Below are 9824 nucleotides of genomic sequence, written 5' to 3' on the forward strand. Positions count from 1 at the left end.
CTTGCACGGATTGCCAAAGCGCTAAACGTTACTTCCGAACTGATTAAAAACTTTAATGAAGAATCTGTTATCAACAACATTCAAAACAATTACGATAACGCTACTGGGTCCAACGGTAGTAATTATAGCTGTACATTCAATCCCTTGGATGAATATCGAAATGAAGTACAAGAAAATAAGAAGCTCTACGAAGCTTTGTTGAAAGAGAAAGAAGAGAAGATTGCGTTGTTGAAGAAGATGCTGGAGGGAAAGTAATTTTAACTCATCACTTCTCTCAACACCTGTACCGATTTCATTTCTCCCAGTGTTTCGATGTGATCGGCATAGAACCGCAGCAACACATCCAGCAATTCTCTGCGAAGTGTATTTGAAATAACGAGCGGAGCATCGTAAGCAGCCGATACTAGCTGTTCCAGCATAGCCTCCGCTTCCTGTGACGCTATACGTCCGGCCACAATCTCATTTTTATTCTGCGCACCAAACCCGAGAAAGCGACTGAGTTTAATGAGAAACAACAGGTGAAAATTCTCTACTTTACTCTGCTGATCAAGCGCTATCAATGATTGGATCAAAAACTCACATAACTCCTGTGCATGACTTTCTTCCTTTATCGTTTTGTTGATCACTTCGTTTATAAACATCGCCAGTGCCGACTTGCGTATATCCGTTGGAATGGCATGATACGGATATAAACACTTGATTTCTTTAATGCGCATGATGTTGGCATTCTCGCGATGGTATACAATGAGATCCAGCAGCGTGAGTGGCTGGTATAGCGCAATTCTGCTTTTGGCCGACTGGCTGCGCACACCATTCACAATATAGCTTTGCATGCCAAACAGCTCGGTAAAAATATTTACGATAATGGATGTATCGCCATACTTCGTAAACCTGAAAACTACTCCGCGCGTCTTGTGTAACAATGTATACTTCCTTAGATGATCGGTTACTCTACCACAGCAATTTTACCCACCACACTCTCAGCACCATCAGCAGTAGCTGCAAAAACGAGATATATACCGGTGGCCGCACGCCTCCCGTTGTAGTCTTGCACATTCCACGTGGCAGTGCCGCCGTTGGCCTGTGTTTGCCAGATGAGTTTTCCGCTAATGTCGGTAATCTTTACAACGGCATCGGTAGCCAACCCTTTTATACCTACGCTTCCGCTAAAGGTGCTCGTTACCGGGTTCGGAAATATTTTAACTGTTTCAAATGAACCCGTGCTCGCGGTAGCATCGCTGCGAAACGAAACGATTCCTTTATCGGTAGCAAAGAATACTTCACCGGTTTGTTGATCGATCTCTATATCCCTGATTACATTCGAGAGCAGCGGACTGTTATCGGTGGTGAAATTATACACCAATGCTTCGCCTGTTGCATTAAACAACCACACGCCACGCTCTGTTCCCATCCACTTACGGTTGCCGCCATCTATGGCTATAGCCGTTACCTTATCATCGCGCAACAAAAAGCGACTGTCATATATAGGCTTCACGGCATCGCTGGAAGGATCGAAGAAATACGCAACACCTATATCGGTTCCCACCCACACAAGTCCATCACGATCTACTGCAATCGAGCGCACGTTTCTGCTGGGCAATCCTCCGTTTCCGCTCTGGTCTGTTATATACTCATAGCCTCCGCTGCTTTTGTCATATACATAGATGCCTCCACCCTGAGTCGGGTTGGTTATCATCCATACATAGCCTGATTGATCTACCGCTATATCTACCGGATAACGGCCTGCAGTAGTTTGCGCGGGGAAAGATTGCCATGCGTTGTCGCTTGTTAGCAGGTGCAAGGAATTTAGTGCACCATAGTTGGCCACCCATAATCCATCGGTTGAAGATTCGATGGCTGTGATGTTTACAAATTTACCTGGAGGACTAAGGTTCACCAACGTGCTGTTGGTTTGATCATAGACAACCGTTGATCCATCGTTCTTTTGCTCTTCCACACCCCAGCCGAAAGACGCTGCATACATTGATCCTGTAGATGCATTCGTAGCTATATCTGTAATGTCGGTAACTGAAGTATTTTTTGATGACCAGACACCATTGGTAAATTCATCGATCACCCCCGGGTTGTTGAGTTTTACAAAGGCAGAAGTATATCCACCGGCAACACTGCGCATAACACCATCGCTATAATTCAGCCGAAAGGCTATAGATTGTGTTGGCCCATTCGGGAGATAACTGGTAAAGGTACCATCGATGTTAGAAAGCAATCCATTTACATCATCGCCAACCCAAAGTTTTCCGTTTTCTTCCAGCGCAAAAAGCGGGTCTTGAATTTTACTGTCTGTTATCTGCGCAATGGCGTTGCTTGCATTTACCTGCCAGAGTTTACTGTCTGCTCCAATCAATAAGTTGTTAGTGGAAGCATTCAGAAATTGAAATGTACTTCCCGTCAGGTAACTCTGAAGCGTCCAGCTACCACCAGCATATCGATATATACCGGAGCCGTTAATGGCGGCATACACTATATCATTAAACGAAGCGATGGATTGAATGCTTCCGCTAAAGGTACCGGCATCAAAGCGTTTATAGTTATTGAAGTCGAGCAGGTTGTCTTGCAGCGAGCCAGCCAGTATACCTTGCGCGGTAGAGAGAAATATACTATCGCCTTTAAACGTGCTGGCGGTAATCTTCAGTGTTTCACCTGAAGGCCCAAGGTCGCGCCAGGTTTCTTTTATTTCCGATCGTGCCAGGTCAACCACCAACACCCCGAAATCAGCCGAGAGGTAAGCAAGCCCATTGTGCAAGGCTATATGGTTGATCTGCTTTGAAGTTGTGATGGAAGTGTTCTTAAAGGGATCGAGCAGGGTGATGACATTATTTTTGATCACATCGATCTTGCCATCATCATAAGCAATCAACAATTGCTCGGTTGCGGGATCGTACTGTATATAGGTAATGACTGTTCCGCTTAGTCCGCTCAGTTTCGAGAAGGTGGTTATACTCTTGTCGCTTCGGTCGAGCGCCATTACACCGTTGGCAGCGGCTGCGTAGACGTGCGCATCGTCCAGCGCTATACTTTGAATGGCGTTATAGGATATATGTATGCGCCAGGTGCCGATGGGGATTTGCTGGGCGAGACAAACAGGAGAAGTAAGAAGTAAGAAATAAGAAGTAAGGAGTAAGGATAAGAGCGTGTGAAGTGAAGTGCTTCCTGATGAGTTTATAGCGTGAGAAGAAATATACTGGCCGCGCATGATCATCCGTTCTTTTTTCTGGCTTTCATTCCTTCCATAAATGTCTGGCGGTTGCGCGCTTCGTATTCTCTTCGCTCCCCGAGCATTACCTGCTGATCGTTGGGAGAAAGTCTGAAGGAGAACGATGCCAGTTCACCGGTTTGTGCGCAGATGGCATGAACTTTTGTTACAAATTCGGCAACAGCCAGCAGGTAAGGCATTGAACCGAAAGGCTTGCCTTCGTAGTCCATATCAAGGCCGGCCACAATTACGCGCTTGCCGCTGTTAGCTAATGTATTGCATACCTCCACAATGGCATCATCGAAGAATTGCGCTTCATCGATGCCCACCACTTCACAATCGCCTGCGAGCAGCAGAATGTCGCTGGCGAAGTTTACCGGTGTAGATCGGATAGCATTTGCGTTGTGCGAAACAATTTGTTCATCGTGATAGCGTTTATCAATTACCGGCTTAAAGATCTCGACCTTTTGTCTGGCAATGATGGCACGATTAAGTCTGCGGATGAGTTCTTCCGTTTTGCCTGAGAACATACAACCGGCAATAACCTCGATCCATCCACCGCGTCCGTGTTCGCGCCTGCTTCCTAAGTGGGGTTCTATAAACATTCGCTAAAATTAAGCATCGGTTACGATATAATTGGCGAGTCACTTGAGGCATAACCAGCCAGTAGATTGTCAGTCAACGTCAAATCTAGTGTCTAAAGTCTTATATCTTACAAATCTGTCACATCAAATTAATATCTTTAAGGCCGTTACACGCATCAATCGAATACCGAGCATGGATGAAAAGATAAGTCTGGAAGCGATAGCCCTCTATGGAGATACGTATGCTGAAAATGTTCTGAAAGGATTTTTCTCCTCGAAGGATAAGATCAGCGGGCCAGAGATTCTGAATCTTTGCAACGTTCAGCAGGTAAATCTGTTTGTTATTCGTGAGCTGTTCCGCGCCTGGAAGGAAGAAACCAAAAAGCTGAAAAGCGCTTACTTCGATTACGAGCATCCGGATGTAAAAGAAGCCCTGGAAAATTTCATGGGCGTTCTCTCCAAGAATATAGCTATAGACCGCGCGCACTTTGCTCCGCTCCTGAAGAAAGCTGCCAGCCATGCGTTGCTGGTAATTTTCGATCCGTATGATTTCTTTTCGATGATCGTTACCGGCAGAAACAACAAACTGGAAGTAGAGCCTTTTCGCGAAGAGATAAAATACCTGAAAGTAAACAAGGCACCACTCGACCGCATGCTGCAGAAGCTGGAAGAAAAAGGTGTGAAGGAACTTTCAGGCAATGAGGCATTTGCTATACTCGATCAGATACTCGAAGAAGTAAACTTCACACCTGAGGATGTAGACGATTACATCGAAAAATTCTCGGCCGTTGTGCCACTCGATCCGTTGCGCTTCTATGTATCCAAAACTCCGCAGATTCCTCCTGTGAAAGCTCCCGTGCAGGAAGTACGTCAACCGGAAGCTCCGCGCGTAACTACCACTGCGCCTCCACGACAACAGCAGCCGGTTCAACAGAACAGACCTGTTAGCAATACGATACAGCAGGGGTCAAGTCTTAACGATCGCCTCAGTCATGAAGCCTCGAAGCCTATGCTGGCGGGTAACTTCAAGAAGATCATGAAGATCAAAGACAGTCTCACGATCAACCAGAAGTTTATGTTCACGAAGGTGTTGTTCCACGGTGACTTTGAATTGTTCAGCAAAGCGATAGATCGCCTCGATCAACTTGATAATGTTCAGACAGCTTTGCGATACATTGATGAAGAATATGCATCTACCTGGGATCGCGACAGCGAAGAATTCCATGAGTTCATGGAGCTGGTAGAGAAGAGATTTGCCTGATTGGGCGGGGTTTTCTTTTTCGTACTTGATGGCGTCCTAGTCTTGGTTCATGCAACCTTGACCTTCACGATACCTTTCTGGCTATCGATCTTTAATTCGAAAAATTTGGTAATGAATGTGCTCAGGCGGAGGCCGGCCATTTGTGGCGTATAGTCTTCGGGATAGAAGACAGTGAGTTCAAGTATAGCGCGTATGAATTGCTCGTGGCGGCAAAATTCTTTTACCCACTGGCGGAATGTGGCGGGCCACTCTTCCATGTATTTTTCCATCGGGTCGCGACCATCGAAAATAAATTCCAACTGGTTGTCGCTATAGTGTTTAAAACGATATACACCGGCCAGGTTCATATAAAATTCCTGCAGTTGCATATAGTCTGAGCCGGAGTGTTGCTGAATTTTTTCGGCAGTTTCGTCCATCAGCCCCAATGCATTGAAACGTAACAGGTACTCAACCTTTACATAGTCTACCAGGTATTGGAGCAGGGAATTTTGCAGCGACAGTTGTGCCTCTTCGAGAACATAGTTTTTGTCGAGTGGGAAAAACTTACGAAGCACTGGTCTGGTGAAAAAATTAGTTTTCCCAAAAGTAAGAAAAACAGGTGAGCCAACGAATGCAGATCACCTGTTAGTAAATAAAAATTTTTCAGAATTTATCTGCACTCGCGGACTCGCACGACTTTTTATACTGTTCGGGTACATCGCGCAGCATAGAGCCAACCGGTATAGAAGGGTAAATTTCTTCCAGCGTTTTGATCTCGTTCATAAATACCCTGCGGCTTATCTGGTGGCGATTCAATTTACGAGGTTCATCCAACCCCGCTGCCGCCAGTAATTCTACAAAGCTTTCGATGGTATACTTGTGGAAGTTTGCTACGCGCACTTTCTTGTCATCAATATCCAATCCCTTTATGAGTTCAGGGTCTTGTGTTGCAACGCCAGTTGGACAGGTGTTCTTGTTACACTCCAATGCCTGAATACATCCAATAGCCATCATCATAGCTCGGGCACTGTTACACATGTCGGCACCGAGTGCTATAGCACGTATCATGTGAAAGCCTGTGAGTATCTTTCCGGAAGCGATCACTTTTATATGCTGGCGGATGTCGAAGCCTTTCAGCATGTTATCCACAAAGGCGAGCCCTTCCAGCAACGGCATGCCTACGAAGTTCGAGAACTCCGGAGGAGCAGCACCTGTTCCACCTTCGCCACCATCTACCGTAATAAAATCCGGGTATATATCCTTCTGTACCATTGCCTTACAGATAGAGATAAACTCACTCTTGCGACCGAGGCATAGTTTAAAGCCAACAGGTTTACCACCCGATAAGTCGCGAAGCTGTTTTATAAAATCTACCATTTCGCAAGGCGTACGGAAGGCACTGTGATAGGGAGGTGAGAAAACTGTAGTGCCCGGTTTTACATTTCGGATGGCGGCAATCTCGGGTGTATTTTTCTTGGCCGGCAATATACCTCCGTGACCCGGTTTGGCACCTTGTGATAGTTTGAGCTCTATCATTTTTACTTCGGGGCGAAGCGCATTCTTTTTAAATGCTTCCGGAGAGAAATTACCATTCTCATCGCGTGCACCAAAGTAGCCTGTACCGACTTGCCAGATCAGGTCGCCTCCATGTTTTACGTGCAGCGGACTAATACCTCCTTCGCCGGTGTTGTGTGCAAAGCCTCCGATTTTCGCGCCTGCGTTGAGCGCTTCTACAGCATTACCACTCAGCGAACCAAAGCTCATGGCCGATACATTTAACAGACTGGCCGAGTATGGCTGCTTGCAATCTTTATTACCGACCATTACCCGCGGACTATGGTTCATGCTATGGAAGTCGAACGGAACAATGGAGTGGCTCATCCATTCATAGCCTTCGGCATATACATCGAGTTGTGTTCCGAAGGGTGTAGTATCTACTTGCTTCTTGGCCCGCTGATAGATAACAGAGCGGTCGTTTCTATTAATAGGAGAACCATCGGTATCCGACTCCACAAAATACTGCTGAATCTTGGGGCGCATATCTTCAAACACATAACGAAGTCGACCGAAAACAGGAAAGTTGCGCTTGATGGACTGCTTCTTCTGCACCATGTCCTGTATACCCATCGCTATAACCGGCCCCACAATAACAAACCCGAAAAGTGCCGGCAGCCAGAAATAGCCCCAAAGCAAAAGCAACGCAGTAACCACTATGCTGCTGACGATAAAAATTTTTCTCATACGTATTAAATATAGTTTTAAAAGAGCTGCTGGCTGCGAGCCACTAGTTTCTAGAAGGTGTGGGTATAAGGGTTATGTGTGTGAGGGAGAGTACTCACTCCCTATCCTCACACCCACACTTCTGGTAGCTCACAGCTAGCAACTCAAAGCTATTTCAATCAAAGAGTCCAGCACTTCTGCCCGGGGGACGGGCGATCTTTAAATGTTTATAGGCAAGTTCCGTGGCTTCTCTTCCGCGGGACGTGCGCTTTATATAGCCTTCCTGTATCAGAAAGGGTTCATATACTTCTTCTATGGTTTCGCCTTCTTCGCCTACGGCTGTGGCAATAGTCGTGATACCAACCGGACCGCCTTTAAATTTCTCGATGATGGTAAGCAGTATGCGATTGTCCATATCATCGAGGCCGTTCTCATCTACATCCAACGCCTTGAGCGCCATTTGGGCAATAGCTTTGGTAATGGTGCCATCGCCTTTTATCTGAGCGAAGTCGCGGGTTCTTCTCAGTAAGTTATTGGAGATACGCGGTGTACCCCGGCTTCTGCGGGCGATTTCAAACGCAGCATCATCTTCAATTGGTGTGTTCAGAATAGCTGACGATCGCTTTACGATTTTCTTCAGCAATTCCGAGTCGTAATACTCCAGTCTTGCATTTATACCGAAGCGTGCCCGTAGCGGAGAGGTAAGCAAACCAGCACGTGTAGTGGCACCTATTAATGTAAATGGATTCAACCCTATTTGTACGGAGCGCGCATTGGGTCCGGAGTCGAGCATGATGTCGATGCGAAAATCTTCCATGGCAGAGTAAAGATATTCCTCTACAATGGGGTTGAGCCGGTGTATCTCATCGATAAACAAAACATCGTGTGCCTCGAGGTTCGTAAGCAGGCCGGCCAAGTCGCTTGGCTTATCGAGCACCGGGCCTGACGTAATTTTAATATTGGACTGAAGCTCGTTGGCTATAATATTAGAGAGCGTAGTCTTGCCCAATCCCGGAGGGCCGTGCAACAGTACATGATCTAATGGCTCACTGCGTTGCCGGGCGGCTTCCACAAAGATCTTGATGTTATCCACAACCTTTTGCTGCCCGGTAAAATCATCAAACGACAACGGGCGAAGGGCCTTCTCAATTTCCTTCTCTGTAGCATTCAAGCCTTCGCCATCACTTTTCAGGTAGTCCTCGCGCATTGGATCGTGGTCCTTTATTGTTTGTGGTAAAGGTCATAAAAAAAAACTATTGATCGACTTTATCGGCTCGCTGAATTACAAAGAAGAAAAACCGATGCAAGAACGAACTGTCTAAGCCCAAAACGGGTTAATCAAAATCAGCAACATTGTTGCATTTGCATTTTAACGTGTACCTTGCGTGTTGATTCACTTATGACCTACTCGCTCATCGTCATGTTGTTCTACTGTTCGCTGGCCTTGCATCAGCCAACAGATGCCCTCCATATAGAAGGGCGCACGATGGGCACTACCTACCATATCACTTACTTCGATGAGCACGGAAGAGATTACAAAGTATCGGTGGATTCTGTGCTTCGGGAAGTGAACCACGCTATTAATACCTACGATCCAACGGCTGAAGTTTCGTTATTCAACAAATCAACACGAGGAATCTTGCTGAGCAATTCGCACCTGCGCTCGATTCTTTATACATCCGAAAAAGTTTATCGTGAATCGCAGGGAGCTTTCGATCCAACGGTAATGCCCCTGGTAAATGCCTGGGGATTTGGTCCGGGAAAATCGTTTCACGTGACACAAGCAAAGATCGATTCCCTGAAACAATTTGTAGGCTTCCAAAAGATTCGCATCACAAAAGACAGCCTCATCAAACTGGACCCGCGTGTTCAACTTGATTTTGGTGGCATTGGTCAGGGCTATGGCGCCGATGCGATCACACTTTTTTTACAATCGAAAGGTGTTACCAATCTGCTGGTGGAACTGGGAGGAGAAGGCATGGCGATCGGTAAAAATATACAGAAGAATAAAGCCTGGACGATCGGTATACTGGACCCCAACTCTACGCGCGACAATCAGTTCTTTAAAGCTTACGCGGAAGTAAAAGATCAATCGTATACCACGGCAGGAAGTTATTTCAACTATCGGGAGATCGATGGCAAAAAATATTCGCATACCATTGATCCGGTAACCGGCTATCCGGCCGACCTGCCATTGTTAAGTGCTTCCGTTTTTGCCAAAGACTGCACCACTGCCGATGCGTGGGACACTGCCTTTATGGTAATGGGGCATACACAAGCTATCAAATTGCTGAGCAAACGAAAAGACCTGGATGCTATATTAATGTACTCCACGCTCACCGGGCCGATTGAAACTTTCATTACTGCCGGTATAAAAAACAGAATCACACTGGAACGCTGAATTATATATTTACATGACACTTAAATTACTTGTACTCTTCCTCACACCGCTGCTCTCGGGCCTTCTGGTATATCTAGTTCCAAAAGGCAAGGGAACCAACTTCAGACTCTTGCTTGTATTTGCAGGATCGTATCTTTTTGCCATCACTGTTATTCATATTCTTCC

Annotated in this window: 8 protein-coding genes and 1 pseudogene; 3 read left to right on the forward strand and 6 right to left on the reverse strand. The window is 46.1% G+C overall.

Going from position 1 to position 9824, the window contains the following annotated elements; genetic code table 11:
* Positions 1–255: pseudogene (locus tag V7Q33_RS22565) on the forward strand (XRE family transcriptional regulator); the annotation flags it as partial.
* Between the two features lie 2 nt (positions 256–257).
* Here V7Q33_RS22565 and recO read toward each other — a convergent pair.
* Genes recO through V7Q33_RS22580 form a run of 3 tightly spaced genes read right to left on the reverse strand, consistent with a single transcriptional unit; the run spans position 258 to position 3819 of the window.
* Positions 258–923: a DNA repair protein RecO gene (recO, locus tag V7Q33_RS22570; protein ID WP_333821389.1), complete on the reverse strand. Its 666-nt coding sequence runs from the start codon at positions 921–923 to the stop codon at positions 258–260.
* 23 nt (positions 924–946) lie between these two features.
* Positions 947–3220 carry a type IX secretion system anionic LPS delivery protein PorZ gene (porZ, locus tag V7Q33_RS22575; protein ID WP_333821390.1) on the reverse strand — a complete coding sequence of 758 codons (2274 nt, stop codon included), beginning with the start codon at positions 3218–3220 and terminating at the stop codon, positions 947–949.
* Entirely contained in the window at positions 3217–3819 is a 603-nt protein-coding gene (locus V7Q33_RS22580; protein WP_333821391.1) for a thymidine kinase, read from the reverse strand. Before V7Q33_RS22580 ends, porZ begins: the two co-directional genes overlap by 4 nt.
* A 172-nt stretch (positions 3820–3991) precedes the next feature.
* On the opposite strand from V7Q33_RS22580, the gene V7Q33_RS22585 reads away from it, so the two are divergent.
* Positions 3992–5059 (forward strand): hypothetical protein, encoded by a 1068-nt coding sequence (locus V7Q33_RS22585; RefSeq protein WP_331979900.1) that lies wholly within the window; start codon positions 3992–3994, stop codon positions 5057–5059.
* A gap of 47 nt (positions 5060–5106) precedes the next feature.
* On the opposite strand, the gene V7Q33_RS22590 is transcribed toward V7Q33_RS22585, so the two are convergent.
* From V7Q33_RS22590 to ruvB, 3 genes are all read right to left on the reverse strand, one after another.
* Positions 5107–5613 (reverse strand): hypothetical protein, encoded by a 507-nt coding sequence (locus tag V7Q33_RS22590; RefSeq protein WP_331979898.1) that lies wholly within the window; start codon positions 5611–5613, stop codon positions 5107–5109.
* 88 nt (positions 5614–5701) lie between these two features.
* Positions 5702–7279, reverse strand: coding sequence for an FMN-binding glutamate synthase family protein (locus V7Q33_RS22595; protein ID WP_333821392.1), 1578 nt, complete (start codon positions 7277–7279; stop codon positions 5702–5704).
* A 154-nt stretch (positions 7280–7433) separates the two neighbouring features.
* Positions 7434–8465, reverse strand: a complete 1032-nt coding sequence (gene ruvB / locus V7Q33_RS22600; protein ID WP_331979894.1) for a Holliday junction branch migration DNA helicase RuvB — start codon at positions 8463–8465, stop codon at positions 7434–7436.
* A 174-nt stretch (positions 8466–8639) separates the two neighbouring features.
* On the opposite strand from ruvB, the gene V7Q33_RS22605 reads away from it, so the two are divergent.
* Positions 8640–9659, forward strand: coding sequence for an FAD:protein FMN transferase (locus V7Q33_RS22605; protein ID WP_333821393.1), 1020 nt, complete (start codon positions 8640–8642; stop codon positions 9657–9659).
* Positions 9660–9824: the final 165 nt, after the last annotated feature.

The organism is Ohtaekwangia sp., assembly GCF_036786105.1.
GTDB lineage: Bacteria > Bacteroidota > Bacteroidia > Cytophagales > Cyclobacteriaceae > Ohtaekwangia.